This is a genomic window from Chelativorans alearensis (genome assembly GCF_010993735.1).
Lineage (GTDB): Bacteria > Pseudomonadota > Alphaproteobacteria > Rhizobiales > Rhizobiaceae > Chelativorans > Chelativorans alearense.
Map to the genome: position 1 here is coordinate 140,358 of NZ_WQNI01000001.1, position 25,546 is coordinate 165,903.

The 25,546-nt window shown below is 65.9% G+C and carries 26 protein-coding genes; 10 read left to right on the forward strand and 16 right to left on the reverse strand.

From position 1 onward, the window contains the following. Nucleotides 1–117: 117 nt before the first annotated feature. The 7 genes from GPJ75_RS00620 to GPJ75_RS00650 all read right to left on the reverse strand — a co-directional run bounded on the left by GPJ75_RS00620 (nucleotide 118) and on the right by GPJ75_RS00650 (nucleotide 7,043). Entirely contained in the window at nucleotides 118–1,191 is a 1,074-nt protein-coding gene (locus tag GPJ75_RS00620) for a Gfo/Idh/MocA family protein (protein WP_205602450.1), read from the reverse strand. Continuing rightward, complete coding sequence (locus GPJ75_RS00625) at nucleotides 1,181–1,510, reverse strand: L-rhamnose mutarotase (protein ID WP_163264052.1); 330 nt, start codon at nucleotides 1,508–1,510, stop codon at nucleotides 1,181–1,183. Before GPJ75_RS00625 ends, GPJ75_RS00620 begins: the two co-directional genes overlap by 11 nt. Nucleotides 1,511–1,521: 11 nt before the next feature. Next, complete coding sequence (locus GPJ75_RS00630) at nucleotides 1,522–2,634, reverse strand: mandelate racemase/muconate lactonizing enzyme family protein (protein WP_163264054.1); 1,113 nt, start codon at nucleotides 2,632–2,634, stop codon at nucleotides 1,522–1,524. Between the two features lie 2 nt (nucleotides 2,635–2,636). Further along, nucleotides 2,637–3,734, reverse strand: coding sequence for an ABC transporter ATP-binding protein (locus GPJ75_RS00635; protein WP_163264056.1), 1,098 nt, complete (start codon nucleotides 3,732–3,734; stop codon nucleotides 2,637–2,639). A 3-nt stretch (nucleotides 3,735–3,737) separates the two neighbouring features. Then, nucleotides 3,738–4,604 carry a carbohydrate ABC transporter permease gene (locus GPJ75_RS00640; RefSeq protein ID WP_163264058.1) on the reverse strand — a complete coding sequence of 289 codons (867 nt, stop codon included), beginning with the start codon at nucleotides 4,602–4,604 and terminating at the stop codon, nucleotides 3,738–3,740. 2 nt (nucleotides 4,605–4,606) lie between these two features. Next, nucleotides 4,607–5,503, reverse strand: a complete 897-nt coding sequence (locus GPJ75_RS00645) for a carbohydrate ABC transporter permease (RefSeq protein WP_163264060.1) — start codon at nucleotides 5,501–5,503, stop codon at nucleotides 4,607–4,609. 220 nt (nucleotides 5,504–5,723) lie between these two features. Beyond that, on the reverse strand, nucleotides 5,724–7,043 hold the full coding sequence (locus GPJ75_RS00650) for an ABC transporter substrate-binding protein (RefSeq protein WP_163264062.1): 1,320 nt from the start codon (nucleotides 7,041–7,043) through the stop codon (nucleotides 5,724–5,726). 176 nt (nucleotides 7,044–7,219) lie between these two features. Between GPJ75_RS00650 and GPJ75_RS00655 the strand changes: the two genes are divergently transcribed. The 4 genes from GPJ75_RS00655 (at nucleotide 7,220) to GPJ75_RS00670 (ending at nucleotide 9,524) form a co-directional block, all read left to right on the forward strand. Further along, nucleotides 7,220–8,008 carry an IclR family transcriptional regulator gene (locus GPJ75_RS00655; protein WP_163264064.1) on the forward strand — a complete coding sequence of 263 codons (789 nt, stop codon included), beginning with the start codon at nucleotides 7,220–7,222 and terminating at the stop codon, nucleotides 8,006–8,008. A 49-nt stretch (nucleotides 8,009–8,057) separates the two neighbouring features. Beyond that, a complete protein-coding gene (locus tag GPJ75_RS00660) occupies nucleotides 8,058–8,897 on the forward strand; it encodes an amidohydrolase family protein (RefSeq protein WP_163264066.1) in 840 nt (279 codons plus the stop codon). Between the two features lie 61 nt (nucleotides 8,898–8,958). Beyond that, entirely contained in the window at nucleotides 8,959–9,219 is a 261-nt protein-coding gene (locus GPJ75_RS00665) for a CopG family ribbon-helix-helix protein (RefSeq protein WP_163264068.1), read from the forward strand. Continuing rightward, the gene (locus GPJ75_RS00670) at nucleotides 9,216–9,524 is read left to right on the forward strand and encodes a type II toxin-antitoxin system RelE/ParE family toxin (RefSeq protein ID WP_163264070.1); all 309 of its coding nucleotides are present in this window, start codon (nucleotides 9,216–9,218) and stop codon (nucleotides 9,522–9,524) included. Before GPJ75_RS00665 ends, GPJ75_RS00670 begins: the two co-directional genes overlap by 4 nt. Before the next feature lie 7 nt (nucleotides 9,525–9,531). On the opposite strand, the gene GPJ75_RS00675 is transcribed toward GPJ75_RS00670, so the two are convergent. From GPJ75_RS00675 to GPJ75_RS00685, 3 genes are all read right to left on the reverse strand, one after another. Next, a complete protein-coding gene (locus tag GPJ75_RS00675) occupies nucleotides 9,532–10,647 on the reverse strand; it encodes an extracellular solute-binding protein (RefSeq protein WP_163264845.1) in 1,116 nt (371 codons plus the stop codon). A 17-nt stretch (nucleotides 10,648–10,664) separates the two neighbouring features. Next, the gene (locus GPJ75_RS00680) at nucleotides 10,665–11,822 is read right to left on the reverse strand and encodes a CaiB/BaiF CoA transferase family protein (protein ID WP_163264072.1); all 1,158 of its coding nucleotides are present in this window, start codon (nucleotides 11,820–11,822) and stop codon (nucleotides 10,665–10,667) included. Nucleotides 11,823–12,929: 1,107 nt separating this feature from the next. Continuing rightward, complete coding sequence (locus GPJ75_RS00685) at nucleotides 12,930–13,886, reverse strand: GlxA family transcriptional regulator (protein ID WP_163264074.1); 957 nt, start codon at nucleotides 13,884–13,886, stop codon at nucleotides 12,930–12,932. 127 nt (nucleotides 13,887–14,013) lie between these two features. On the opposite strand from GPJ75_RS00685, the gene GPJ75_RS00690 reads away from it, so the two are divergent. After that, on the forward strand, nucleotides 14,014–14,664 hold the full coding sequence (locus GPJ75_RS00690; protein WP_163264076.1) for a cysteine hydrolase family protein: 651 nt from the start codon (nucleotides 14,014–14,016) through the stop codon (nucleotides 14,662–14,664). 232 nt (nucleotides 14,665–14,896) lie between these two features. Here the strand turns inward: GPJ75_RS00690 and GPJ75_RS00695 are convergent, their stop codons facing one another. Together GPJ75_RS00695 and GPJ75_RS00700 are read right to left on the reverse strand one after the other, a co-directional pair. Beyond that, nucleotides 14,897–15,361, reverse strand: coding sequence for an SRPBCC family protein (locus tag GPJ75_RS00695; protein WP_163264078.1), 465 nt, complete (start codon nucleotides 15,359–15,361; stop codon nucleotides 14,897–14,899). Further along, nucleotides 15,358–15,711 (reverse strand): ArsR/SmtB family transcription factor, encoded by a 354-nt coding sequence (locus tag GPJ75_RS00700; protein ID WP_163264080.1) that lies wholly within the window; start codon nucleotides 15,709–15,711, stop codon nucleotides 15,358–15,360. The genes GPJ75_RS00695 and GPJ75_RS00700 overlap by 4 nt, the downstream gene beginning before the upstream one ends. A gap of 166 nt (nucleotides 15,712–15,877) precedes the next feature. Here GPJ75_RS00700 and GPJ75_RS00705 point away from each other — a divergent pair, with 166 nt between their 5' ends. Beyond that, nucleotides 15,878–16,129 (forward strand): hypothetical protein, encoded by a 252-nt coding sequence (locus GPJ75_RS00705; RefSeq protein WP_205602429.1) that lies wholly within the window; start codon nucleotides 15,878–15,880, stop codon nucleotides 16,127–16,129. Nucleotides 16,130–16,149: 20 nt separating this feature from the next. Here the strand turns inward: GPJ75_RS00705 and GPJ75_RS00710 are convergent, their stop codons facing one another. From GPJ75_RS00710 to GPJ75_RS00725, 4 genes are all read right to left on the reverse strand, one after another. After that, the gene (locus GPJ75_RS00710) at nucleotides 16,150–16,560 is read right to left on the reverse strand and encodes a hypothetical protein (RefSeq protein ID WP_163264082.1); all 411 of its coding nucleotides are present in this window, start codon (nucleotides 16,558–16,560) and stop codon (nucleotides 16,150–16,152) included. A 148-nt stretch (nucleotides 16,561–16,708) separates the two neighbouring features. After that, nucleotides 16,709–17,062, reverse strand: a complete 354-nt coding sequence (locus GPJ75_RS00715) for a DUF1428 domain-containing protein (RefSeq protein WP_163264084.1) — start codon at nucleotides 17,060–17,062, stop codon at nucleotides 16,709–16,711. A gap of 61 nt (nucleotides 17,063–17,123) precedes the next feature. Further along, entirely contained in the window at nucleotides 17,124–19,073 is a 1,950-nt protein-coding gene (locus tag GPJ75_RS00720) for a DUF5054 domain-containing protein (protein ID WP_163264086.1), read from the reverse strand. Nucleotides 19,074–19,456: 383 nt separating this feature from the next. After that, nucleotides 19,457–20,476, reverse strand: coding sequence for a LacI family DNA-binding transcriptional regulator (locus GPJ75_RS00725; protein WP_163264847.1), 1,020 nt, complete (start codon nucleotides 20,474–20,476; stop codon nucleotides 19,457–19,459). A 466-nt stretch (nucleotides 20,477–20,942) separates the two neighbouring features. Between GPJ75_RS00725 and GPJ75_RS00730 the strand changes: the two genes are divergently transcribed. The 4 genes from GPJ75_RS00730 to GPJ75_RS00745 all read left to right on the forward strand — a co-directional run bounded on the left by GPJ75_RS00730 (nucleotide 20,943) and on the right by GPJ75_RS00745 (nucleotide 25,542). Beyond that, a complete protein-coding gene (locus GPJ75_RS00730) occupies nucleotides 20,943–22,304 on the forward strand; it encodes an extracellular solute-binding protein (protein ID WP_246248855.1) in 1,362 nt (453 codons plus the stop codon). 383 nt (nucleotides 22,305–22,687) lie between these two features. Then, the gene (locus GPJ75_RS00735; protein WP_163264088.1) at nucleotides 22,688–23,599 is read left to right on the forward strand and encodes a carbohydrate ABC transporter permease; all 912 of its coding nucleotides are present in this window, start codon (nucleotides 22,688–22,690) and stop codon (nucleotides 23,597–23,599) included. Next, complete coding sequence (locus GPJ75_RS00740) at nucleotides 23,596–24,426, forward strand: carbohydrate ABC transporter permease (protein ID WP_163264090.1); 831 nt, start codon at nucleotides 23,596–23,598, stop codon at nucleotides 24,424–24,426. The genes GPJ75_RS00735 and GPJ75_RS00740 overlap by 4 nt, the downstream gene beginning before the upstream one ends. Before the next feature lie 6 nt (nucleotides 24,427–24,432). Beyond that, nucleotides 24,433–25,542: an ABC transporter ATP-binding protein gene (locus GPJ75_RS00745; RefSeq protein ID WP_163264092.1), complete on the forward strand. Its 1,110-nt coding sequence runs from the start codon at nucleotides 24,433–24,435 to the stop codon at nucleotides 25,540–25,542. The last annotated feature ends 4 nt before the right edge of the window (nucleotides 25,543–25,546 follow it).

Here is a 25,546-nt window from a genome sequence, read left to right on the forward strand (position 1 = left end):
TGAGCGGAGGCTGTCCGGGACCCATTCCGGACGTGGAAGAGTCACGGAATGGATCCCGGACAAACCTGCGGTTTTCCGGGATGACGGCGTCGCGCATAACTTCCAACTCCATGCTCCTCACGGCCTCCTTGCGAGCGGCGTGGCGGGGGCCGCGCTCGACCGGTAGGCCGCCTCCACCAGCGCCATGGTGTTCCAGGCGTCTTCCACCGCGCTGACGAGCTCCGTGTCCTCGCCGGAGGCGAAGCGCTGCAAGTTGGCCATGCGCCCGGCGAAGGCGTCGGGGAACCAGGCGCCTTGAAGCGGCACGTTCACCCAGCCCTCGCCGCCGTCCGGATGGATCTCCAGAATATCCGGCTCGCCGCGCGGATAGTCGAGGTTGACGCCGAGCTTCAGATAGGCGGCGCCCTTCGTGCCGCAGATGCGGAACTCGCAGGCCTGGTACTTGCGGCCGAAATCGTGGTCGTGGTTGATCGACAGGGCGCAGCGCACGCGGTCGCCGTAGTCGAGGATGGCGCTGGTGCGCGTCTGCGCGACGTCGTGGTTCGGATGGCCCATGGTCTTGGCGTGCACACCCTCGGGGTCACCCAGAAGCTGGCGGATCAGGTCGAGATAGTGGATCGAATGCATGGCGATCTCGATGCGTGGCAGACCCTTGAGGAAGGGCCAGAGCTGCCACGGCGTTGCGAGCGCCAGCCAGGCGTCGAAATCCACCACCTCGCCCAGATAACCTTGGTGAATAGCATCCTTCAGCGCCAGCATCATCGGCGCGAAGCGGAGCTGGAAGTTGACGGCGGCCTTTAGGTTCTTTTGCCGGCAAATGGTGAGGATTTCCGTCGCGCCGTCGAGGTCGCTGCCCATCGGTTTCTGGATGAGCGCGGCCGCGCCGTCGGGTAGCGCCCGCAGCACATCGGCGTGGCGGGCAGGGGGCGTTGCAAGGTCGAAGACCGCGCCTTCGACCGCCGCTGCCTCCTCGACGGAGGTAAACGCCTTAACGCCCCACGCCGCGGCCAGCTTTTCCGCCTTCTCGCGGTCCGGGTCGTAGAGACCGGCTACAGGGAAACCCGCCTTGCGGTAGGCGGGGAAATGCGCGTCGCCGACGATGGAGCCGGCGCCGAAGGTGACGATAGGGCGCGGGTTCGCGGGTGCCGGCCAGGACTGGGCGAGGGCGGTGGGGTCGAAGTTACTCATGATGAAACACCTCCTCCATCATCGCCCACCACTCGCCTTCTTTCCGCGTTTCCAGCGGCTCCTGGCAGGGCATGCAGACGGACCACCATTCCTGCGTCTTCGGGTCGGCGGCCATCCTGGCGGCGTCGGCCTCGAAATCGGTGCCGTGATACTCCCAATAGCCGAAAAGGAGGTTTTCCGGCTCCTTCAGGAAGATCGAATAATTCCTGATGTTGCAGGCCGAGATCATCTCCAGCACCTCGGGCCAGACGGCGGCGTGCAGGCGCTTGTATTCGGCGACCTTCTCCGGCTTCAGGCCGATCACCATCCCCATGCGTTGCATGTCATCCTCCCTCACGCGGCGATTTCGGTGGTGAACTCGGGAACGCTCTTCGCTTTCACGGCGTCCCAGTCCCAGTCGATGCCGATACCCGGTTCGTTCGGCGCCAGCGCCTCTCCATCCTCCACCGTCATGCGGCTTGCCGTCAGTTCGTCGAGCTGCGGGATATATTCGACGTACTTTCCGCTCTGCACCGCGCACACCAGGCTCACATGCAATTCCATCAGGAAGTGCGGGCAGACCGGGATGTCGAAGGCCTCCGCCATATGCGCCACCTTCAGCCACGGCGTGATGCCGCCGATGCGGCCGGCATCCACCTGCACCACCGAGCAGGCGCCGCGCTGCATATACTCGCGGAAATGGCGGATCGAATAAAGGGATTCGCCGATGGCGACCGGTGTCGGCGTTGCGCGCGACAGCCGCACGTGGCCGTCGATGTCGTCGGCCGGCAGCGGCTCCTCGAGCCAGGCAAGATCAAGGGGCTTGAGGCGCTCGGCGCGGCGGATCGCCTCGTCGACGGTGAAGCCCTGGTTGCAGTCGGTCATGATCTCGTAGGCCTCGCCGACGGCCTCGCGCACGGCGATGAGGCGGCGGAAGTCCTCCGCGCCGGTGGGCTTGCCGATCTTCACCTTCGAGCCGCGGAAGCCTTGCGCCTTTGCCGCCAGCGCATCCTCCACCAGCGCCTCTGCCTCGATATGCAGCCATCCGCCCTCGGTGGTGTAGAGCGGACAGCGGTCCCTGGCTCCGCCGGCAAGCTTCCACAGCGGCAGGCCGAGCTTCCTCGCGCGCAGGTCCCACAGCGCGGTGTCTACCGCCGCAAGAGCGATCGCCGTGATGGCGCCGATGGTGGTGGCGTGGGTGGAAAACTCCAGCTCGTGCCAGATGGCCTCGATCCGGTCCGCTTCGCGGCCGATCAGGCGCGGGGCGAGATGGTCGGCAAGAAGCCGCATGACGGAGGAGCCGCCGGTGCCGATCGTGTAGCTGTAGCCGGTTCCGCTAGCGCCGTCCGCATCCGTGATGGTGACGATCGGCGTCTCCTGGCTGACAAAGCTCTGGATGGCGTCGGTGCGCTTGACCTTGGGCTCAAGGTCCACCATGCGCAGCTCGATTTTCTCGATGCGTGCCATGATCAGGTTCTCAGTGTCGTTCCCGTTTCAGCGTCGAAAAGATGCGCCTGCGACAGGTCGAAGGAAAGCCGCACCTTCTCGCCTGGCTTCAAGGGCTTCGGGTTGAGCATGCGCGAGACCCATTCGCGGCCGGCGAACTCGGTGAAGACCAGCGTCTCGTTGCCGAGCGGCTCCGTCAGCATGACGGCCTGTTCCACCTCGTGCACCTCGGCCTCCTCGCCGGAGTGGATGCCGTGGCCCGTGGGGTAGAGATCGTCCGGCCGCAGCCCGAAGACGACCTTCCTGCCCGCCTCCACCTTATCGCGAAACTGGCGGGGCAGGGGAAGCGCCTCGCCGCCGGCAAAGACCAGCTTCCCGTCTTCCACCGTCGCCTCCTCAAGGTTCATCGGCGGCGAGCCGATGAAGCCGGCGACGAAGCGCGTGGCCGGGCGCCGGAACACGTCCTCCGGCGTTCCCACCTGCTCGATATGGCCGTCGCGCATGATGACGATGCGGTCGGCCAGCGTCATCGCCTCCACCTGGTCGTGGGTGACGTAGATGACGGTGGAGTTGACCTTGGCGTGCAGCTTCTTGATCTCGATGCGCATCTGGGTTCTCAGCTTGGCATCGAGATTCGACAGCGGCTCGTCGAAGAGGAAGACTTCCGGATTGCGCACGATGGCGCGGCCCATGGCGACACGCTGGCGCTGGCCGCCCGAAAGCTGCGAGGGGCGCCGCTCCAAAAGCTCCTCCAGACCCAGCGTCTTCGCGGCCTCGGCGACGCGCGTCTCGATCTCGCCTTGCGGCTTGCCGGCGATCTTCAGCGAGAAGCCCATGTTCTCGGCAACCGTCATGTGCGGGTAGAGGGCGTAGGACTGGAAGACCATGGAGATGTTGCGCGAGCGCGGCGGCAGGTCGTTGACCTTCCTGCCGCCGATGCGGATCTCGCCGCCGGAAATATCCTCCAGCCCGGCGATCATCCTGAGCGTGGTCGACTTGCCGCAGCCCGACGGGCCGACGAGGGCGATGAACTCGCGGTCGGCGACCGCAAGGTCGATGCCGTGCACCACCGGCACGTTGCCGTAACGTTTGACGAGCGAGTGAAGCGAGACTGTGGCCATGCCTTATCCTTTCACCGCGCCGGAGGTGAGCCCGGAGACGAGGTGTTTCTGGACGATGAAGGTGAGGGTGAGCGCCGGGATGATCATCACGACGGCGAGCGCGCACATGCCGCGCCAATCGATGGTGAACTCGGCCGTGTAGTCGAGGAGGCCGACGGGCAGCGTCTTGGAGCTGGTCGAGCGCGTGAGCTGGGAGGCCAGCGCGAACTCGTTCCACGAGATCAGGAAGGCGAAAATACCGGCCGACGCGATGCCGGGGCGGGCGAGCGGAAACTCCACCTGCCAGAAGGCCTGCCAGCGCGTGCAGCCGTCGATCTGCGCTGCCTCGGCAAGGTCCTTCGGCACCTGGCGGAAGAAGCCGTCGATCAGCCAGATGGTGAAGGGCACGTTGAGCGCCACATAGGCGAGGATCAGCCCGAAATGGGTGTCGATGATGCCGAGCTTCGCATAGACGAAGAAGAGCGGCAGGGAGAGCGCGATGCCGGGCACGGTGCGCGTCAGCATGAAGCCGAGGAAGATCGAGGATTTGAAGGCGAAACGGTAGCGCGCGAAGGCGTAGCCGCCGGCCATGCCGACGGCCAGCGCGATCACTGTCGAGGTGACGGAGATGATAAGCGAATTGGTAAAATAGTCGATCACCGGAATGCCGCCCTGGCCGACGCCGGAGAACATGGCGACATAGGCGTCGAAGGAGATCTGGCGCGGGATCCACACAGGGGGTTTCGCCATGATCTCGACCGTCGGCCGAAGCGAGGAGAGCACGATCCACAGTCCCGGCAGGCAGATGATGGCCATGGCCAGGAAAAGGAGGATGAGATGCGTGGCCTTGAAGAGGCCGCGTTTCATGCGGTGAGCGGCGTTCCTGTCCATCTTCACCACTCCGCCGCGATCTGCGCCCGCGCCTTGGCAAGCTGCCGGAAGAACATGGCGGTGAAGACGATGGACAGGAGAATGGCGATATAGGCCATGGCGTTGGCAAGCCCCATGCGCGCGTCGGAATAGCCGGTGCGGGCGATCAGCGTCCACAGGATCTCGGTGCGCTTGGCCGGCCCGCCGTCGGTCATGATCTTCACGATGTCGTAGGCGCGCGCGATGTCGAGGGAGCGGATGGTCATGGCGATGAAGGCGAATGGCATGAGATAGGGCCAGGTCACAAAGCGGAAGGTCTGCCACGGCGTGCAGCCGTCGACGCGCGCCGCCTCCACCGGCTCCTTCGGCATCGCCATGAGACCGGCCAGGATGAAGATGGCGAAAACGGCGGTGGAGGACCAAATCTCGGCCGTCAGGATGGCGATGAAGGCAAGCGTGCCGTCGATCAGCCAGGGGATGGCCTGGTCCGTCAGGCCGAGGCCTTGGAGCGCGTTGTTGATGAGGCCGATATTGTCGTTGAACATGAACTTGAACTGGAAGCCGACAAGCACCGGCGAAAACATCATGGGGAACATCATGATGGTGCGCAGCAGGCGCTGGCCGCGCGTGGCCTTTTCCACGAGAACGGCAAGGCCGAGCCCCAGCACCATTTCGAGATTGAGCGCGACGGTGAGGAGAAGCACGGTGCGCCCGAAGGCGACCCAGAACTCCCAGTCGGTGAAGAGCCGCTCGTAGTTGCGCAGGCCGATGAAGGTCCAGATGGAATCGGGGCGCGTCAGGCGGAAGGGCGTGAAGCTGGAATAGAGCGACAGCAGGAGCGGCACGACCACCACCGCCGCCAGGACGATAAATGCCGGCAAAAGCAGGAGGTAGGGTGCCGGCAGTCTCCAACTCTTCATGCTGTCCGCCTCGGTTGTTGATGTTTTTGGTTCGTGTTTGCGCCGACGACTCCCCTCCCCCTTGAGGGGAGGGGTAAGGGGTGGGGGTGGACGCGCTCGCGTGCCGTCGTTGGCGATTATCCAGTCCCCGCCTCCCAAGGATACGCCGGCACCCGTCGCCACGACCCCCACCCCTCACCCCTCCCCTCAAGGGGGAGGGGAGTCGCATACGCCGCGCCCCCTACAGCTCCCCCGCGTCCTCGAGGATCTCCGTCGCCTTCTCCGCGGCGTCGTCCAGCGCCTGCTCAGCGCTCTTGTCGCCCAGGATGGCGGCTTGCAGCTCGGGATAGACGGCGTTGGAGATCTCGATCCAGGATGCCGTCTGCGGCACGGGGAAGGCGTGCTCGGCCGCCTGTTGGAATGCCGTCAGCACCTCCTGGCGGTAGGCATCGCCCTCAGCTTCGGCCACCACCCATTCCCACACGGCGGTGCGCGTTGGCAGGGGGCCGGCGGCGGCTTCGAGCTTCTGGCTATCCTCGTTGGTGAGGAACCAGACGAGCGAAGCGGCGGCTTCCTTGTCGGCGCAGCTTTCGGTGACGGAGAAGCCGTGATGGCCGGACCAACCGGTGCGCACCCCGGATGACCCCTTGGGCTGCACCTTCACCCCGACGTCGCCGGCGACCTTGGAGGATTCTGGATCGTTGAAGAAGCCCGCCCAGCCCGGCCAGTCGAGATTGATGGCGACGGTGCCCGACGCGAAGCCCTGGCCGAGATCGTCCCACAGATAGTTGGTGGTGCCGGCGGGAACGGCCTTCGCCTCGTAGAGGTCGACAAACCATTGCAGCGCCCGTACGCCTGCCTCGGAATTGAAGGCGGGACGGCCGTCCGCGTCGAGATATTCGCCGCCCTCGGCCACAAGCATCTCGTAGAAGCGCCCGTTGATGGCCTCTTCCTTGCCGGCGTACTGCGTGCCGTAGAAGTCCGGCGGGTTGGCGAAGAACTTGGCCTGGTCGGCGACCTCCTGCCAGGTGTCCGGCGGGGCGAGGTCGTAGCCGTACTTCTCCTTGAATTCCGCCTTCTTCTCCTCGTCCTCGTAGAGGCTCTTCTGGTAGTAGAGCGCGGAGACGTCGAACTGGGCGCGCGGCAGCATGACGAGCCTGCCGTCGAGTGTGGAGGCCTTGATGTTGGCCGGCACGAAGGCGTCGATTTCCTCCTGCGGCAGAAGCGCCGCGAGATCGGTGTAGATGCCGGGATATTGCGGCGCGAAGGAGGAGTGGTTGGAGCCGACGCACCAGCCGATCGAGCCGGTGGCGATGTCGGACTTGATCTCCTTGTCGAGCTCGAAGTGGTTCTTCTTCGAGATGACGTTGACCTTGGCGCCGGTCGCCTCTTCCCACTCGGCGATGCGCGCGTAGAGCGCCTCGTATTGCTGGCCGCCGATCAGCTTGGCATCGATGGTGACGCCGTCGAAGCTGCCGGGCAGTTCCTGCGCGAAGGCAGGGGCGGCGCCGAGCGCCATGGCGAGCGCACCGGCGGAAGCACTGAAAAGCAGTCTGTTCATGAGTATCCTCCCCAGAAAGCAGTTCGCCCTCGGCGTCTGCCAGGGCGGATCGCAGCCCTCATTAGTGAGAGCTTAATTCATATACAAACATCCGCTATGGTCGCCGTCAAGCGTGAACTGCGTTGCGCACCCCGGTAGGTTGCGTATATGAAAAGCGAACTTCACCGGAGAGGGCCGTGAAAGAAGAAGAAGACAACGAACGCTACCGCGCGCCAGCCCTCGACAAGGGTCTCGACATCCTGGAGCTGCTCGCCGGTGTCGACGGCGGCTTGACCCAGGCCGAGATCGCCAAGCGCCTCGACCGCAGCCCCAACGAGTTCTACCGCATGCTCGACCGGCTGGTGCGGCGCGGCTACGTCACGCGCATCGACGGCGACCGCTTCTCGCTGACATTGAAGCTGTTCGGCCTCGCCCAGCTCCACGCGCCCGTGCGCCGGCTCGTCTCCTACGCCACGCCCTTGATGCGCGAGCTTGCCGAAGCCTCGCGTCAGGCCAACCAGCTTGTCGTCTTCGACCGAGGGGCGGCCGTCGTCATCGCTCAGCAGGAGGCGCCCGGTTATTGGGGCATCTCCATCCGCGTCGGCTCGCGCATCGGCCTGTTCGACACCGGCTCCGGCCATGTCCTGCTTGCCTTCCGCAGCGAGGAGGAGCGGCAGATGATGATTGCCGAGAACCTGAGGAGCAACGAGAAGCCGGAGCTTTCGCCGGAGTTCTTCGAGCGGCTCGACCAGATCCGCGACCGTGGCTACGAGATGATGCCGAGCGCCCAGACCGCCGGCGTCTTCAACCTCTCGGCCCCCGTGCTGGGCCCCGACGGGCGGGCGATTGCCGCGCTGACGGTACCCTATATCGCGCTGGTCAACGCCAAGGGCGCACCGGACATCACCGGCACGATGCAGCTCGTGCTGAAGACGACGCAGCAGCTCTCGCGGCTGGCCGGCGCGGACATGACGCCGGCGGCATGATGTTTTATTGAAACGGGCGGTTTCATTCGCCTGAGGGAGGAGGCTACGCATGATCGTCGACACTCATCTGCACGTCATCGACCAGGCAGCACTCAGCTATCCATGGCTTGCCGGGGTGCCGCCGCTCAACCGGGATTTCTCCTACGAGGAATACGCGCGCGAGGCGCGGCGCGTCGGCATCGAGGCGACGCTGCATATGGAGGTCGACGTCGCCGACGACCGGATCGAGGCGGAGACCGGCTATGTCGGCTCTCTCAAGGAGCGCCCGAACAGCCTCATCGTCGGCGCTATTGCCGCCTGCCGGCCGGAGGACGAAGGTTTTGCCGCCTATCTGGAGCGCCAGCAGGCTAATCCGCTGGTCAAGGGTTTCCGCCGCGTCCTGCATGTCATGCCCGATGAACTGTCCGACGGGCCGCTCTTCCGCGAGAACCTCGCCCGGCTTTCCGGCACACGCTTCACCTTCGATCTGTGCGTGCTGCCGCGGCAGCTGCCGAAGGCCATGGCGCTCGCCGACCTGGCGCCGGACGTGCAGTTCATCCTCGACCATTGCGGCGTGCCCGACATCAAGGAAGGCGCATCCGAGCCCTGGCGCGCGCACATGGCCGAGATCGCCAAGCGGCCGAACGTGACGGCGAAGATCTCCGGCGTCGTCGCCTATGCCGACCCCGAAAGCTGGACCGTCGAGACCCTGCGCCCCTGGGTCGAGCACACGGTGGACTGCTTCGGCTGGGACCGCGTGGTGTGGGGCAGCGACTGGCCCGTCTGCACGCTGGGCGGCGGGCTCTCGACATGGGTGGCGGCAACGCAGGCGCTGTTTGCCGGGGCGAGCGCGGCGGAGCGGGCGAAGCTCTTTTCGCGGAACGCGCGGCGGATTTGGGGGTTGGGGTGAGGCATTGGCCCGTGCTGTCGTCTGTGTTATATTGTACACACTATAACACGGAGCATTTTCAATGCCGGCCAGCACGACCATGACCATCCGCGTCAGCCCCGAAGTGAAGGAGAAGCTGGGGCGGCTGGCGCATGACACCAAGCGCAGCAAGTCTTTTCTCGCGGCGGAAGCGCTCGCTGGATATGTGGACCGGGAACTCGATATCATCGAGGGTATCCAGCGCGGGCTTGCCGATGCGGAGGCAGGGCGGGTCGTGGAGCATGATGAAGCCATGGCGGAGCTTTACGCCGTGATCGAGGCTGTCGAGAGCGGAAAGAAGTGAAGCGGCGCGTCCGTTGGTCCCGCGACGCTTTGGACGATCTGAAAGCGCAAATCTCCTACATTGCCGCAGAGAACCCGCGTGCTGCGCGACGGGTGACGGATCGGATACGCGCTATCGGGGCGGCTCTCGGAGATATGGCCACGGGGCGGCCCGGGCGTGTGAGCGGCACCTATGAAAAGTCGGTATCCGGACTGCCGATCATCCTTGTCTATGCAATTGCCGGGAAAGCCGGTGTCGAGGCCGTCCTGATCCTGCGGGTGATCCACACGGCGAGGAACTGGCCACCGGAGGATTGGCCGAAGTAATCCGCACTTACCCACCGTTCCCCTCCGCGAACATCCGGTTCAGATCGGCCACCACCTTCACGCCGTCCTCGCCCGCCAGGAGCCCCGCGTTCAGCCGCTCGGATGCCTTTTCCTGGAAATCCATATACCCATCATGGCGCGGGCGGAGCCAGGCGGCTTCGAGGGTGCGCCGCGTGGCGCGGTAGAAATTGCCGGCGGCGGCGTTGACGGTGTCGTCCTCCCAGGCGGCGGCGTGGCCGGGCTGGCCGCCGGCCGCCGCGTAGGGGCCGCGCTGGGTCTTACCGCCGGCGATCCAGTAGGCGAAGTCGGTGGCGGCTTCCCTCGCACTCGAGAAGGCGGAGACGGCGATGCCCGTGCCGCCGAGCGCGGAGCCGACGGGGCCATCGGCGCCGAGCGCCGGGATATCGGCGAAGGCGAGGCGGTGCGGGCGGAAGCCGGCAACCGCATAGTTGACGTAGCCGTAGATCAGCGGGGCGCAGGCGATCTTCGATCCCTCGGCCGCCATGGCCTCGAAGACGGCGATCGGGTCCATGTCGAAAGCCGGGCGGCCGGCTGCATCGGCGATCTCGCGCAGCACATCGAACACGGTCTCCCCCGCCTCGGGCGGGATCAGGGCCTCGGCCCTGTCGCTGGCGCAGGGTGTGCCGAGGTTGGCGGCGAGCGTGAAGAAGCACATGAGGGAATGCGGGGGCCGGAGGGGGAGGAGCACACGGCCTTCCCGCGCAAGCTCCAGGACTTCCGTCCAGGCTGTCGGCGGGCGATCCAGGAGGTCGGGGCGGAAGGCCTGCACTTGCGCTGCGGCATCGATGGGGAAGGCCCACTGCCGGTCTTGCCACTCATAGCTCGGGTAGGAAAGGCCGACGCTGCCCTTGGCCAGCGCCGCGCGCTCGGCCTCGCGGCCCGGCACGTCGAGGGGGGCGAGGCAGCCTTCGGCCGTGATCTGGCCGACATGGGGATGGTCGATGACGATCAGGTCGTAGCGGCGGGCGAGCTCCTCGACGGGGTAGGACTCGAAGTCCTGCAGCGAGCGCTTGTCCCAGGCGATCTCCATGCCGGTCTTCTCCCGCCACAGCCGCGAGCAGGCGGCCATGGGGTCGTAGCCGCGCGGGTGGCTCCACGTCATGCCCTTCAATTTCACGCTCACAGGCCGAACTCCCGGCGGATCGCCGCGCTGTGCTCGCCGACGCGCGGGGCGGCGCGCGCCACCTTCGGCCTCTGGCCGTCGACGCGGATGGGCGAGCGGGTGGTGAGGATCGACACGTCGTCCTCGCGGGTGACGGTCTGCAGCATGTCGAGGTGCTTGAAGCCGTCGTGGTCGAGGAGGTCGTTCCAGTCGAGCACCTTGGCACACCAGATGTCGGCCGGCTCGAGGATCGCCAGCCATTCGTCGACCGTCTTCTCGGCCGTCCGTTCGGCGATGATGGCCTTGATGGCGTCGCGTTCGGAAAACCAGCTTTCCGGCTTGTCGCGGTAGGGCGTCAGTGCCTCGATCTCCATCAGGTCGGCGAGCTTGGGGATCGGCGTCATGGCGATGGTGAGGAAGCCGTCCCTTGCCGGATAGACGCCGTAGGGCGCGGCGAGATAGGCATGCGCGCTGCGCACCGCCGAGCGTCGCGGCTGCCGCCGCCCGTCGTTCAGGAAGGTGGTGAGCACCTCGAACTGGAAATCGACCAGCGCCTCGAGCAGGCTCGTCTCAACATGCCCGCCCTTGCCGCTGACGCCGCGGCGCACCAGGAAGGCGAGGATGCCTTGCGCGGCGGCGGCACCGGCCAGCATGTCGGCGACCGCCAGGCCGAAGGGCACCGGCCCCTGGCCGTCGTCACCGCTCAGCCACATGGCGCCGGAGCGCGATTGGGCAAGCAGGTCCTGGCCGGGCCTGTCGACCCACGGCCCTTCCTCGCCATAGCCGCTGATGGAGGCGTAGACGATGCGCGGGTTGAGCGCGCTCACGGACGCGTAGTCGAGGCCGAGCCGCTCGATCACGCCGGGGCGGAAATTCTGGATCATGACGTCCGCCCTGGCGAGCAGCTTCCTGAGGGCGGCAAGGTCCTCCGCGTTCTTCAGGTCGACGGCGAAGCTTTCCTTGCCGCGGTTGATGGCGTGGAAGATTGTGGAATCGCCGCCGATCTCCGTGTCGCTCAAGTAAAGCCGGCGCGACAGGTCGCCCCCGTCCGGCCGCTCGATCTTGATGATGCGGGCGCCGAGGTCCATCAGGCGCAGCGAGCAGTAGGGGCCGGAAAGGAACTGGCTCATGTCGACGACGACGAGCCCCTCCAGCGGCAGTGCGACCTCGCTCATCGGGCAAGCCCCCCGGTCAAGGCACCGTTCTCCGGCGCGCCCGTCTTTGCCTTCGGCATGTCTCCTCCGCGGGGTTTGTTTTCCTTGTGAAGAAAGTATTCAGATATGAGATTTGATGCAAGGCCTGTCGGGGTTCCTCTCCGGCCTTCTTCGGTAGAGGCGCATTTCATCCTCGCCACGCCCGGCTGTTACACCGTCTGGCCATTGACCCTTCGACTGTGCGACAAGCTCACAGCTCAGGGTGGGAAGCGGGGCGCGTCTTCGGCACCGCACGAGGCGCTTTGGGGGCGCCTCAAATTAGGCGCGTCCAACGCGCCCCGCCGGAGGCTGTCCCGACGGTCGGCCGGTCACCCGGGCCTTTCTCCTTCCCGGCCGCACCCAATTGGGGGTGAGCCGGGCCGAACAAAAGCCCTGGCGGCTTCTCCGCAATGCCGGCAACGCAGGCTTACACCCAGCGCTCCCGGCACCGCCGGCCTGTCGCGGGCCCTCAGGCCTGCGGGCACCGGCAGCCCGCAGGGAGAGGTCTCCGCCGCCCTCCCCGTGTCCCCGGTCCGGACCAAGGTTCCCGTGAGGGCGATGGGGAGGATTTTAAGGGTGAGCTGGGGAGGGGGGATAGATTCCCGCGAAAAAAGTTTGCAGGTTGTTTGGGATCAATGGGTTGGCGGCTTCCGACCGCAGATTTTATCCCCGTTTGGAGGCCGGCGCCGGTTACCCCCTCACCGACCCCGCTTCGCGGGGCCACCTCTCCCCCACTTTGTGGGGGCGAGGAGTGCCGGCCGCGATGACGGGCGCCTACTCCTCTCCCCCTTCGAGGGGGAGAGGTGGCCCCGCGAAGCGGGGTCGGCGAGGGGGTAATGGCGCCGGCCGTGACGATGGGCGCTACGCCTGTCCAGTAAGATGCGGGCATATGTCATTGAGACCCCCACCCTCAATCCCTCCCCTCAAGGGGAGGGGGACGTCAGCTTTGTGTGATTGGCTTCAACGTTGGCGTCGGGCACCACCAAAGCCTCCCTTCCTCTTGAGGGGAGGGATTGAGGGTGGGGGTCCGCCAAAGCCGAACAAGGACTCCATCCGCATGCGGTAGCCCTGCATCTTGATAGGCGCCCGTCATTTCTTCGAAAACGCCAGGCGGTATTGCACAGGTGATGTCTTGAGGCGGGTGGCGAAATGCTGGCGGAGGGAGGCCGAGGTGCCAAAGCCGGCTTCGAAGGCGATCTCCTCGATCGATCGACCTGTGGTCTCCAGAAGCTTTTGCGCCAGCATCACCCGCTGGTCGGCCAGCCAGTTGCCGAAGCTGGTTCCGAACGCCTTCTGGAAGCGGCGCGTGAATGTCCTGCGCGACATCATCGCCTCCGCCGCCACCGTATCGAGACTGTGCGGCCGGTCGAGCCTCGCGCGCACCTTGTCGACGGCGTGGGCGAGCTTGTCCGCGGTCGGCGCGCTGCGCACCGGCGGCTCGATGAACTGGGCCTGGCCGCCCTGGCGGTGCGGGGCCAGAACCAGGTTGCGCGCCAGCCGCAGCGCGGCTTCCGCGCCATAGCGCTTGCGCATGATGTGGAGGCAGCAGTCGAGCCCGGCCGCCACGCCGGCCGACGTTATGACGTCGCCATTGTCGACATAGAGAACCTCCGGCCGCAGCGTCACCTCGGGATAGAGTTCGCCGAACCGCTCGGCGAAGGCCCAGTGGGTGGTGGCTTCGCGCCCGTCGAGGAGCCCGGCCGCCGCTATCGGGAAGGCGCCGAGGCACAGGCCGACGATCAGCGCTCCGCGCCGGTGCGCCTCGACAAGCGCCTCGGTCAGGGCGCCGGGGGGTGCGCGGTCGAGGTCGCGCCAACTCGGCACGATGACGATCTCGGCATCGGCAAGGTCGGCCAGCCGGTAGGGCGTGGTGAAATCGAGGCCGGCTTCCGTGCCGAGCCGCCCGTCCTCCAGCGCGCAGACGCGGAAATCGAAGCGCGGCAGGCCGAACGCCTCATGATCCTCGCCGAAGACGAGGCAGGGCACCGACAGGTGGAACGGGCTGATGCCGTCGAAGGCGACGGCGGCGATGACGGGATCGGGCATGGCAAGGCTGCTCCGCTGCGAGCGCTGAATGTCCCAATTCTTTCGAACATTGTCAATCAGGCCAATTTCGTGCGGCAGACGGACCGTTACGATGCGTGCGGAAGGCTTGCAGCAAACGGAGAAAACCATGCCGCAGAACGCAACGAACCCCAGCCCCAGGCGCGCCCTGATCGTTATCGACGTGCAGAACGACTATGACGGCGGCAATCTTGCGATCCGATATCCGCCGTTCAAGGGCAGCATCGCCAATGTGGCGCGCGCCATGGAGGAGGGCCGCAAGAGGGGGGTGAAGGTGGTGGTCGTCAGGCACCGCGCGCCGCAGGGCGCACCCGTCTTCGCCGAGGGCAGCCACGGCGCCGAGCTGCACGAGGCGGTCAAGGCGCGCCCGTCCGACCACTTCATCGAAAAGACCCTGCCGAGCGCCTTCGCCGGCACCGACCTGGAGCTTTGGCTGAGGAACAACGGGATCGATACGCTGACGATCGCCGGCTACATGACGCATCACTGCGACCTGTCGACGACGCTTCACGCCGCGCATATGGGCTTTTCGGTCGAGTTCCTCTCGGACGCCACGGGCACGCTGCCCTACGAAAACAGCGCCGGTTCGGCCTCGGCGGAGGAGATCCACCGCGTGGTGAGCGTGGTGCTGCAGGCGGGCTTTGCGGCGGTGCTGACCACCGCCGAATGGATCGACTGCCTGGAGAGCGGAGCGGTGCCCGAGCGGGACAACCCTTATGCCTCCAACCAGCGGGCGATCGCGGGGAGTGTGGCGGCTTAGGGGTGGTCGGGGAGAGGCTGGCATCCCTTCGCGCCCCTCCGCCCTGCCGGGCATCTCCCCCTTGGCAAGGGGAGATTGCATATGGATTCTGAGTCCTTGATCAGACCCCCACCCCTTACCCCTCCCCTCAAGGGGGAGGGGGCGTCGACGTCTCAGAATACCCCTCCCCCTTGAGGGGAGGGGTAAGGGTGGGGGTTCCGGCGAAGCCGGCGCGGCGACTTTTGAACTGCCCCTAAAGCCTCCCCTCGAGGAAAGGCTGCAGCCTATCCATCCCTTCCTCCGTACCCCGTTTCCGGCCTTCGAGATCGTCGTAGCCGTCGAGGAGGGCGATCTGTTCGGTGAAGGTCATCTTCGTGCCGGCCGGCGCCGGCTCGAAGAGGACGGTTGCGAGGGAGACCGTCACGCGCTTTTCGCCGAAGTGCATGTCGAAGGCGTAGATGATGCGCTGGTTCGGCACGATGTCGAGGAAGCGCGCTTCGTAGACGAAGGCTGGGCCGTCCGGGCCGGTGGCGCGGTTGAGCTCCGTGCCGCCGACGCGGAAGTCTAGGCGGTATTCCACCTCGAACGCCTCTTCATGGCAGGAGGACCAGCGGCGCTTGGCCTCGGGGTCGGACCAGGCGGCGAAGACACGCTCCGGCGGCGCGGTGAGGCGGCGCTCGATGGTGAAGGTGGTGTGGAGGGTGGAGCGGTCGGTCATTTCCTGGTCTCCTTCTGTGGGGTTTGGTCCTGCCCGGAAAGGTATTCCTCGAGGCGGTCGAACTGGCGGCTCCAGGCTGCCTTGCGCCGGGAGACCCATTCCTCGATGCCGGCGAGCGCCGCGGGCTCGATGCGGTAGGTGCGCACGCGGCCGGCCTTTTCCGACATGACGATGCCGCCGGCTTCGAGCACCCGCAGATGCTTCAGCACCGAGGGCAGTGCCATCGGCAGCGGCGCGGCCAGCTCCTTCACCGATGCGGGGCCTTCGGTCAGCCGGTCGACCATGCCGCGGCGGGTCGGGTCGGCGAGCGCGTGGAAGGCGCGGTCGAGATCGGCGGTCTGCAGCATCATCGCGCCTCCAGGAAGCGCGCGGGGATCGCCTCGCGATAGGGTAAGAGGTGGACGTGAGGGGTGAGAGGCATGGGTTTCTCGGGGTTGTGATAAAAGTTATCCATGTGGGTAACTAACATCGCCGAAGCCGAGGCGCAAGAAATAGTTTCCCGAATGGAAAACTATTTTGTCGGACGTCCTCGATGCGGTGGCGCCGCTGTCGATCCTGCAATCCTGCCTCGGCATGGGCTTCGACAGCGCCGGGGCCACCCTGGTCTTCCACCGGCCGATGCTGCCGGTGTTCCTGGAGGAGGTGAGGCTGCGTGGCATCACCCTGCCGCAGGGCCGCCTCGACGTGGCGCTGCGGCAGGTGGGCAGGGAGGTCGTCGTGCAGGTTCTCGACCGGCAGGGCGGGGCGCGGGTGACGACGACGTATTGAGGCGGCAAGCGCCAGGCTGACTATTCTTCGAGACCGAGCAGGGTCTTGGCTTCCGCCAGCTTGTCCATGCAGCCTTGCTCGTCGCCTGCCGCCGCCATGTCGCGTGCTTCACTCAAGAGGGTGCTGGCCTCGGTGCGGTCGTCTTCCGGGATCTCTCTCAGAGCCTCCCGCTGATGCTGCGACAGGGCTTCGACGCTGCCGGCAGCAGCGCTGCCGTCCGCCGTCTCATCTTCCGTCTCAACCTCGCTCAGCGCCTCTTCCTGATGCTCGGTCGCGGGCATGTCGGTCTCGCCCGTTTCGGCACCCGTCTCGGCGGCGATGACCGCTTCATCCAGGCTCGAGACTTCCTCCTGGCAGTCGGCAAAAGCCGGCGTTGCCAGGAGCAGAGCCAACGCGCTGGCCGTCAGGATGCGCATATGCATCTGATGCATCTGATCCTCCTTTGATGGGTTTTGCTGCCTCCTTCCCGATGGAACCGAGGCCTCTTCTGTTCGGAACGGCGCTGGGTGCGGAGAGTTCCGGCCCGTTCGCGCGGCATTGCCCGCCAGGGAGGATCATCAAGGCAGGGACGACAGCGGCCTACAGCCCCAGAAAGGTCTGAAAACCACCGAAGATCATGCGCTTGCCGTCGAAGGGCATGGTCTCCCAGCCGACATTCATGCGCGGGTCGGCCATTGCCTTGGCGTTGACCGTGTCGCGATGCTCGCGCGATTCGTAGACGATCCAGGAAAAGATGACGACCTCGTCCTCCTTCGCCTGCACGGCGCGGGGGAAGGAGGTGGTTTCGCCGTAGGGGACGTCGTCGCCGATGCACTCGACATAGGCGAGGGCGCCATGCGCTTTCCATACTTCTTCGCCGAGCCGGGCCAACTTCTTGTAGGCCTCGATGTTGTCTTTCGGCACGGCGAGGATGAAGCCGTCGACATAAGCCATGGGAACCTCCTTTTTCGTCTGGTTGCGGCCGAAGGACGAATGGGAGGCGGGGAAGCCGACATCATCCCCCGACGGCGATGCGGAAGCGGGCGGCAAGTTCGCCTTCCCACCACATGGGGAAGTTGGTGCACCATTTGTTGTTGTGAAGGTTGAAACGCAGGCCCGCGTCATAGGATGGCGGCGTCTTGGGGAAGACCATGAAGGGCTGGCCGAGCGGCCCGACGAGCGGCGTGTCGAGGGGGGCGATCCTGAGCGGGGTTCCGCCTTCGAGCATGGAGCGCGCGACGGATATCGCCTGCAACGCGCCACCGCCGCGCGGTGCCGTGCGGGCGGCCTCCTGCCACAGGCCGGTCTTGAGGAAGTGCCAGCCCTGCGTGTCCTTCGGCGCGAAGTCCAGAAAACCCGCCTCCGGCATACGGTTTGCCGGCTTCTGGCGCAGGACGACGGCAAGCTCCAGCCCGCCGCGGTGGGGGGAGAGAACGTAGTCGACGCGGCGGGGGGCGCCGAGCGTCTCGTAGGCGGCCTCGGGCAGGGCGGTGGCGATGATGAGCCTCTCCCTGGTCTGGGCGATGCCGAGGAGGCGCGGGGTCCAGGCGGCCGACCGCGCGGTGTGCGCCCGCTCCAGCCCCGGCTTGTCGTGGTCGAGGATCGCCCATTCCGGGCGGTCGGTGAGGTAGCTGTCCCGGTAGCGCGCCATGTCGGCGGCGTCGTAGCTTTCGTAGCGGTAGGCCAGGAGCGGGCCGTTAAGGCCCCACAGCCTTTTGCCGTTCGCCAGCTGCAGGGCGCGGATGTCGCCGCTTTGTGGGTCGATCTCGACGCGCCAGGCGTCAAGGGCGATGCTCTCGTTCTTTCTCGCGCGGCTCAGGATCGGCGGCGCGGAGGGGATCTTGAGTTCCGCCAGGGCTTTTGCGGCGCGGGCGCGGTCCTCCTCGGGCAGCACGTCTACCGCCGTATCGAGATAGGCGCGCTGCTCGGCCCAGGAGGCTTCCGCGTAGCGGAAGCGGAAATCCTTGGCCCGCATAGCCTCGAAGTCCGGCCGGTCCCAGGCGGTCTCCTCGCGCAGGAAGGTTTTGACATCGACGCCGCAGGTGTGCTCGGCGACCATGGTCAAGCCGCGGCCGAAGGCCTGCCTGGCGGGTGTCAGGCCCTCCGCCTCGAAGGCGTCGTAGAGCCGCTGCAGGGCGAGGAAGCGTTGGGTCTTCACCGGATCGCTGGCGCTGCCGTGGATCCAGCTGTCGCCCAGCTCCAGGTCGACCACGGGAAAGCGCGCGCGGTTTTCCCACAGGATGGCGCCGTAGTCCTCCAGCGTCGCAGCGCGGATCTCGGCGCCCGGATGCCGGTGGGAAAGGGCGCGCAGGACCTCGATCACCTGGTGGATCTGCTGCGGGCCCAAATTGTCGTTGGTGTGGGCGAAGCTCAAACCGTCGGAAAGCCCTTCGGGCAGGTGTGTCTGGCCATAGGAGCGCTGGTACATCACCACGACCTCCTCGCCCGACGGCGCGCGCCAGCGGAAGAGCTCCGGCACGTCGGGCGGCGGGCAGGCGCTGTTGACGCCGATGTGCAGGAACCTGATCCCGGCCTCTGCCATCAGCGGCACGATGCCCTGCGTGTGGCCCGGCACGTCGGTCATCTTGGCGGCACGCGTCTTCTTGCCGAAGCGCTTGTCGAGCTCGGCGCAGAAGGAGAGGCCGGCGCGGAAGAGCGCCGGGCTCATCAGTTCCGAATGGGTGGTGAACGGCAGGCCGTGCCAGCGGACGATGCCCTTCTCGATGGCCTTTTCCAGCCGCGCCACTTCCTCCTTCGAGCGCGAATTGAGGTGATCCCAGATGAGCCAGGCGCCCGTTGTCCAGATGAACTTCGGGTTCTCCGGGTCTTCGGCATGGAAGTGCTCGCCGGTGGCGATCGCCTGCGGGATGAAGCGCTCATGATAGAGGCGGCGCACCTTCTCCGCGTGGTCGGTGAAGCCGATGTCGAGATGGGTCTTGAAGACCAGGTGGATGCGGGGGGGCATTCTTATTCCGATCTGGAGGGCAATGGGTTCAGGCGAGCCAGTTGGAAAGGCCGGCGCCCCTTCTGCCCTGCCGGGCATCTCCTCCACAAGGGCGGGGGTTCTGAGTCCTTGATGATACCCCCACCCTCAATCCCTCCCCTCAAGGGGGAGGGGGACGTCAGCGTTGCGCGATTGGCTTCAACGTTGGCGCCAGGCACCAAAGCCTCCCTCCCCCTTGAGGGGAGGGATTGAGGGTGGGGGTCCGGCGAAGCCGGACAAAGACTCCCCCCATATGCAATAACCCTGCCCTCGATCGGGAGACGCCAGGCCCTTCGATAAATCGCAGGACGGGGGTGTGCGCGATGGAGTGGCGTCATGTCCGAATTGCCTAACCGTTCCAACACTCACCCCACCGTCCCGCGCACCACCAGCCGCGTGCGCACGGTCTCGGCGATGGCAGGCGCATCGGGTGTTTTCAGCCGGCGCTGGATCAGGCGCACGAGGGCGCGCACGCGGGCTTCGAGGTCGACCTTGACGGTGGTGAGGTTGTAGCTTCGCCAGTGGGACTGGGCGATGTCATCGAAGCCGATCACCTTCACGTCCTCGGGCACGCGGAGCTTCAGTTCGTAGCGCAGAGCGTCGAGCGCGCCGAAGGCGCTTTCGTCGTTGGCGGCGAAGACGGCATCGGCGCCGCCCTCCAGCCGGAACAGGTCGAGCGTGCCGGCATAGCCCTTGTCGTAGCTGAAGTCGCCCGGGACGACGACAAGCGCGGGCAGACCCCGCCTTGCCATCAGCGCTTCCAGGGTCTTGCGCCGTGCGTGCTGGCCGAGCGATACCGGCTTGCCGGAAAGATAGGCGATGCGCCGGCAGCCGTAGCCGGCAAGCAGCGCCACCGCCTGCTCCATCCCTTCCCACTGGTCGACGTCGATGCGGTCGAACAGGGTGTCGGGCTCGCCGGGCCACCTGCCGTCGTCTTCGCGCTCCGCGGGGCGGCGCTCCACGGGGTAGGTGACGTAGATCGGCACGGCCCGGTCGAGGAAGCGGGACAGCATGTGCGGGCGCACGTTCTCGGCAAAGACGATCACCGAATCGGGATTGAAGCCGCGCATATAGGTGAGAAGCCGCTCGTCCATGCTGGAATCGACGCGTGTCTTGAAGAGCAGCGTGGCAAAGCCCTCCGCCTGCAGCGCCGTCGTCAGCGCGTCGACTTCCTGGCTTTCCCAGGGGCTGCAGACGTCCGGCACGATCACGCCGACGAGATGCGAGCGCCGGGTCACCAGCGCGCGGGCCGCGCGGTCGGGTGTGTAGCTCAGTTCCTCGGCGATCTTCAGGATGCGCGCCCGCTTCTCCGGCTTCAGCGGCGCCTCGGGGTTGAAGGCGCGCGAGACGGCGGCGCGCGAGACCTCTGCGGCCCTTGCCACCATCTCCGCCGTCGCCCGCTGCTGGGCTCCCTCAGGCTTTCCCGTCAAATATCCGGCCTATCGCGCAATTTTTGAAAGCGTGTTCACTTCTCTCATCTTTCCGCAAAGGCGGTCTCTGTCAAGGGAGCCATGCCGCGCGGGCTTGGAAATGCGTATGTTTGATGACAATCCACAGCGTTAACCAGGCTTTCGGCGCGCGTTGATTTTGTGGTGCCCATGGCGGGATTGACGCCTAAATGAAAACGTGTTCACTTTTCCAGTGTTTGGGCACCGGGCTTTCGGTGCGATACCAGTGGTGCGATCCTGACAGATGGTCCCCATCTGTCAGGACAAATCGCCCCACCGGATTAATAGCCTGTGGGCTGACTTCTCCAGACAGATGGGGACCATCTGTTTGGGTCAGACCACTGGCATGGCCGCATTTGCCGCAGCCGCTCAACGGTAATGTCGCGAAGGGAGGGTTATCGCGATGCATATTCGTCAGCATGCCTACTGGATCAGCCTTACCGCGGTGACCGCACTGGCCGCGCCGGCCATGGCCGCCGATCTCACCATCACCTGCCGCTGCGTGGAAGACGGGGTGAACTCCGAACAGGCCATGTGGATCAAGGAGAGCGTCATCCCCGCCTTCACGAAGATGAAGGCGGAGGCGGGCGAGGAGGTGAATGTCACCTTCACCGAGTTCGCCGGCTCCGACGAGCAGCTTACCCAGCAGCTCGCGCTCGACTTCTCCACCGGCGCCGGGCCGGACGTTGCCGGCTTCGACGGCTTTCTCATCCCGAGCTTCGTCGAGGGCGGGCTTTTGAAGCCGCTCGAGGAACTGGCGGGCGATGCCGTGACGAGCTGGGAGGGCTGGGACCACATCTCCGAGGGCGCGACGGCGCTGATGTCCTATCAGGACCAACCCTACGGCATCGCGCTCGGCACCGACGTGCGCATGATCTTCGTGCGCGCCGATATCCTCGAGGACGCCGGCATCGACGCCGAGGCTTGGCAGCCCACCTCGTGGGAAGAGCTTCTCGATGCGGCGCGCACGCTCAAGGAGAAGAACCCGGACTCCTTCCCCCTGCAGCTCAACGCCGGCGTGCCGATGGGCGAGGCGACGACCATGCAGGGCTACTGGATGGCGCTTCTGGGCACCGGCGAGGAGGTGACCGACGAGGAGGGGCGCTGGATCGTCGAGAGCCAGGGCATCCTCGACACGCTCAACCTTTATAAGACCATCTATGTGGACGAGAAGCTGGGCGACCAGCGCGCCCAGCTCCTGGGCGACGGGCGCAACCGCACCTTCGCCAACTTCCGCGACGGAACGACGGCGCTCCTGGTGGAGGGCGACTGGTTCTACCGCTCCGTCACCGCGCCCGACTCCGAGTTCGCGGTCGAGAACCGCGACGAAGTGATGACCTGGGCCAAGATGCCGGCCAAGGAGCCGGGCGCCGGCCTGCGCGGCCAGGATTTCGTGACGATCTCCGGCGGCACCGGCTTCGTGCTCAATCCCAATACGGACGAGGCGGAACTCGCCTGGGAGCTTCTGGCCTTCATGAACAGCAAGGAGCAGCTCACCGCGTTCCAGGACTTCCAGCCGCGCATCCGCATCCGCGACGACGTGCCGATCCCCGAGGCGCCCTTCCTGACGGAGACCTCGCAGACGCTCCTGCCGCTCACCACCGCGCGGCCCAACAGCGCCGAGTACAACGCCGTCTCGGCCGAGATCCAGCGCATGACGGAGGCCGTGGTGTCGGGCGAGTTGTCGCCACAGGACGCGATGGCGCGGTATCGGGATGCGGTGGTCAAGATCGTGGGTGAGGAGAATACGGTGAGTTTGCTCTGAGGGAGGATTGTCAGAGCCATGTTTGGTGACGCCGGCGCCTCTTTACCCCCCTCTGTCCTGCCGGACATCTCCCCCTCAAGGGGGGAGATTGGCCGTCGCGACGACTTTCGCCAATCTGTAAGGTTCCAGAAAGGGAGCCGGAGCAAGCGGCCAGCGCAATCTCCCCCCTTGAGGGGGAGATGTCCGGCAGGGCAGAGGGGGGTACGCACGGGCGCTGACCTTTCCTATTGGCGGTGCTCACCGACAAACAGAACGCCCCAAGACGTATTCTCCGCCGAACGAACATCGCACTCCTCCCCGCCTGACCGGTGCCGGCGCGGGTCCGGCATCCACACGACGGACCTGACGCCCGGCATCGGTCAGAGCGGGAGGGCGGAGGACAGGTGAGACAATTTTCCCTTCTGTCGCGGACCGCGGGCGCGGCCTTCCTGGCACCGGCGGGGGTGCTTATCGGCGCCTTCGTCATCGCGCCGTTCTTCTGGGTCATCTACGTCTCCTTCACCAACCGGACGCTGCTTGGGCGCACGGCGCTCAATCCGGAGTTCGTGGGGCTCGGCAACTATTTCTCCCTGTTCGACGCCGCCTCTTTCTTCACGCGCGGCGAGTTCGGCTTCTCGCTGATCCTCACCGTCCAGTTCGTGCTGTTCTCCGCGCTCGCCGGGCAGGCGGTGCTGGGCATGCTGCTCGCCTGGATGCTGCAGTCGGTGCCGAAGTCGCTCAAGCGGCTGACGGAGATGGTGGTGATCGCCGCCTGGATACTGCCCGAGGTGGTGATCGCCTTCGCCTGGTTCGCCTTCCTCGACTATGACGACGGCACGCTGAACATGATCATGGAGGCGCTCGGCCTGCCGCGCGGCGACTGGCTCTTGAGCTTTCCCTTCTGGGTGATCGTCGTCTTCAACACCTGGCGCGGGACGGCCTTTTCCATGATGCTGTTCAACTCGGCCTTCTCGTCGATCCCGCCGAGCTACTTCCAGGCGGCGGATGTGGCGGGGGCGACGAGCTGGCAGAAGTTCCGCGACATCGGCCTGCCGCTCATCCGCGGCCATGTGGTGACGGACCTGATCCTCATCACCATGTGGACCTTCAATGTCTTCACGCCGTTCCTGTTGACGGCGGGCGGGCCGTCCTTTCGCACGGAGATTCTCTCCATCTACACCTACCGCGTCGCCTTCCGCGACTTCGAGTTCGGCAAGGGCGCGGCGGTGGGCGTCATCATCATGCTGATCAACCTCGTCTTCGCGCTGTTCTATCTCTGGGTCACGCGCCGGCGGGCGGCAAGGGTGGCGGCATGACGCGGTACTTGAGCCTCTATTTCACGCGCATCGGCTTTTCCGTGGCGACCGCGCTTCTCGGCGCCGTCTTCGCGCTGCCGCTCATCTGGTTCATCTTCGCGCCGTTCAACCCGCGCGCCGAGCTCGGCCTTGCTGTGCCGGACCCGTTCTCGCTGGCGAATTTCGAGACGGTCTTCCAGAACGCCTTTGCGCTCAGGGGCCTGTGGAACAGCCTCATTCAGAGCGTCGGCGGGGTGATCCTGGTCGGCGCCGGGGCGACGCTCGCTTCCTATGCGCTGTCGCGCTCGCCGATCCGCGGCAAGAACGTCATCACCTACATCCTCTTGCTCTTCTCTTCCGTCGTCTCGGGCTCGGCGGCGATGGTGCCGATCTTCCTGATCGTCAACGGCATGGGGCTGATCGACACGCATATCGCGGTGATCCTGGTCTTCGCCGGCGGGCTGTTGCCGACGGCCATGTTCATCCTGCGCGATTTCATCGACGGCATTCCGAAGAGTTACGAGGAGAGCGCCATGGTGGCCGGCGCCTCGCCGGTGCAGGCCTTCTTCGACGTGGCGCTGCCGGTCATCCGGCCGGGCGTGGTGGTGGTCGTGGTGTGGGCCTTCGTCAATATCTGGGGGAGCTTCCTCATCCCCTTCATCCTGCTGCGCTCCAGCGAGAAGATGCCGGCCTCCGTCGCCATCTATTCCTTCTATTCGGAGGCGGGCACGCCCATCGTCACGCTGCTGGCGGCCTATTCGCTTCTTTATTCGCTCCCCGTGATCGTCCTCTATCTGTTCGTGAGCTGGAAGTTCGGCTTCCGGTTCTTCGGCGGCATCAAGGCTTGATAGGCAATGGCATCAGTCAGTTTCGACAGCGTCACCAAAAAGTTCGGTGATTTCACCGCGGTCTCGGACCTGGGCATCGAGATCGGCGACGGCGAGTTCGTCTGCCTGCTCGGGCCGTCGGGCTGCGGCAAGACGACGACGCTCAGGATGATCGCCGGGCTGGAGACGCCGACCTCGGGCCGCGTGAGGATCGGCGACAGGGACGTCACCTTCATGCACCCGAAGGACCGGAAGATCTCCATGGTCTTCCAGGACTACGCGCTCTATCCGCATATGAACCTGGCCGACAACATCGCCTACCCGCTGAAAGTGCGCGGGGAGAGCCAAGAGAAGCGCCACGCCCGCGCCCGCGAGGTGGCGGACGTCCTGAAGATCGGCCAGCTATTGGAGCGCATGCCCTCGCAGATCTCCGGCGGACAGCAGCAGCGCACCTCGCTTGCCCGCGCGCTGGTCTACCCGTCGGACGTTTATCTCTTCGACGAGCCGCTCTCCAATCTCGACGCCAAGTTGCGGCTCGAGGCGCGGGGCTTCCTGAACCACCTGCAGCGCGACATGGGCATGACGGCGGTCTACGTCACCCACGACCAGGCCGAGGCGATGGCGCTTGCCACGCGGATCGCGGTGATGGATGCCGGCATCGTGGTGCAGTATGCACCGCCGCTCGAGGTCTATCGCCGGCCGGCCACCACCTTCGTTGCCAATTTCGTCGGCAACCCGCCGATGAACCTCTTGCCCGTCGAGGCGATGATCGCCGATGGCGCGCTGCACCTTAGGGCGGGCGGGCTGGCGGTGGTGCCCTTGAAGGTCACGCGCGCGGCGGCGAAGGCGCTGGAAGCTGGCCGGAGCCTGACGCTGGGTGTGCGGCCGGAGCATCTGGCGGTCGCATCGGGCGGCGAGGAGAACACGATCGAGGGTGAGCTGTTCGCCAACGAGAACATGGGGCCGGAAGCGCTTGTGACGTTGGAGCGCGAGGACACGGCCCGCTTCACCGCCCGCATCTTCACCGACGAGATGGTGGCGCTGGAAGGTCGCGTGAGGCTGGGGTTTGCCGCCGATCATATCCATCTGTTCGACGGAGAGGGGCTGAGGCTGCCGCTGGATGGCGAGGAGGGGTGACGGT

What these genes read in the sequence shown, in the direction of transcription:
- GPJ75_RS00625 (WP_163264052.1), bottom strand. Translation starts at nt 1,510, where the DNA reads ATGCAACGCATGGGGATGGTGATCGGCCTGAAGCCGGAGAAGGTCGCC.
- GPJ75_RS00630 (WP_163264054.1), bottom strand. Translation starts at nt 2,634, where the DNA reads ATGGCACGCATCGAGAAAATCGAGCTGCGCATGGTGGACCTTGAGCCC.
- GPJ75_RS00635 (WP_163264056.1), bottom strand. Translation starts at nt 3,734, where the DNA reads ATGGCCACAGTCTCGCTTCACTCGCTCGTCAAACGTTACGGCAACGTG.
- GPJ75_RS00640 (WP_163264058.1), bottom strand. Translation starts at nt 4,604, where the DNA reads ATGGACAGGAACGCCGCTCACCGCATGAAACGCGGCCTCTTCAAGGCC.
- GPJ75_RS00645 (WP_163264060.1), bottom strand. Translation starts at nt 5,503, where the DNA reads ATGAAGAGTTGGAGACTGCCGGCACCCTACCTCCTGCTTTTGCCGGCA.
- GPJ75_RS00650 (WP_163264062.1), bottom strand. Translation starts at nt 7,043, where the DNA reads ATGAACAGACTGCTTTTCAGTGCTTCCGCCGGTGCGCTCGCCATGGCG.
- GPJ75_RS00660 (WP_163264066.1), top strand. Translation starts at nt 8,058, where the DNA reads ATGATCGTCGACACTCATCTGCACGTCATCGACCAGGCAGCACTCAGC.
- GPJ75_RS00665 (WP_163264068.1), top strand. Translation starts at nt 8,959, where the DNA reads ATGCCGGCCAGCACGACCATGACCATCCGCGTCAGCCCCGAAGTGAAG.
- GPJ75_RS00675 (WP_163264845.1), bottom strand. Translation starts at nt 10,647, where the DNA reads ATGACGTGGAGCCACCCGCGCGGCTACGACCCCATGGCCGCCTGCTCG.
- GPJ75_RS00680 (WP_163264072.1), bottom strand. Translation starts at nt 11,822, where the DNA reads ATGAGCGAGGTCGCACTGCCGCTGGAGGGGCTCGTCGTCGTCGACATG.
- GPJ75_RS00685 (WP_163264074.1), bottom strand. Translation starts at nt 13,886, where the DNA reads ATGCCCGATCCCGTCATCGCCGCCGTCGCCTTCGACGGCATCAGCCCG.
- GPJ75_RS00690 (WP_163264076.1), top strand. Translation starts at nt 14,014, where the DNA reads ATGCCGCAGAACGCAACGAACCCCAGCCCCAGGCGCGCCCTGATCGTT.
- GPJ75_RS00695 (WP_163264078.1), bottom strand. Translation starts at nt 15,361, where the DNA reads ATGACCGACCGCTCCACCCTCCACACCACCTTCACCATCGAGCGCCGC.
- GPJ75_RS00700 (WP_163264080.1), bottom strand. Translation starts at nt 15,711, where the DNA reads ATGATGCTGCAGACCGCCGATCTCGACCGCGCCTTCCACGCGCTCGCC.
- GPJ75_RS00710 (WP_163264082.1), bottom strand. Translation starts at nt 16,560, where the DNA reads ATGCATCAGATGCATATGCGCATCCTGACGGCCAGCGCGTTGGCTCTG.
- GPJ75_RS00715 (WP_163264084.1), bottom strand. Translation starts at nt 17,062, where the DNA reads ATGGCTTATGTCGACGGCTTCATCCTCGCCGTGCCGAAAGACAACATC.
- GPJ75_RS00720 (WP_163264086.1), bottom strand. Translation starts at nt 19,073, where the DNA reads ATGCCCCCCCGCATCCACCTGGTCTTCAAGACCCATCTCGACATCGGC.
- GPJ75_RS00725 (WP_163264847.1), bottom strand. Translation starts at nt 20,476, where the DNA reads ATGGTGGCAAGGGCCGCAGAGGTCTCGCGCGCCGCCGTCTCGCGCGCC.
- GPJ75_RS00730 (WP_246248855.1), top strand. Translation starts at nt 20,943, where the DNA reads ATGCATATTCGTCAGCATGCCTACTGGATCAGCCTTACCGCGGTGACC.
- GPJ75_RS00740 (WP_163264090.1), top strand. Translation starts at nt 23,596, where the DNA reads ATGACGCGGTACTTGAGCCTCTATTTCACGCGCATCGGCTTTTCCGTG.
- GPJ75_RS00745 (WP_163264092.1), top strand. Translation starts at nt 24,433, where the DNA reads ATGGCATCAGTCAGTTTCGACAGCGTCACCAAAAAGTTCGGTGATTTC.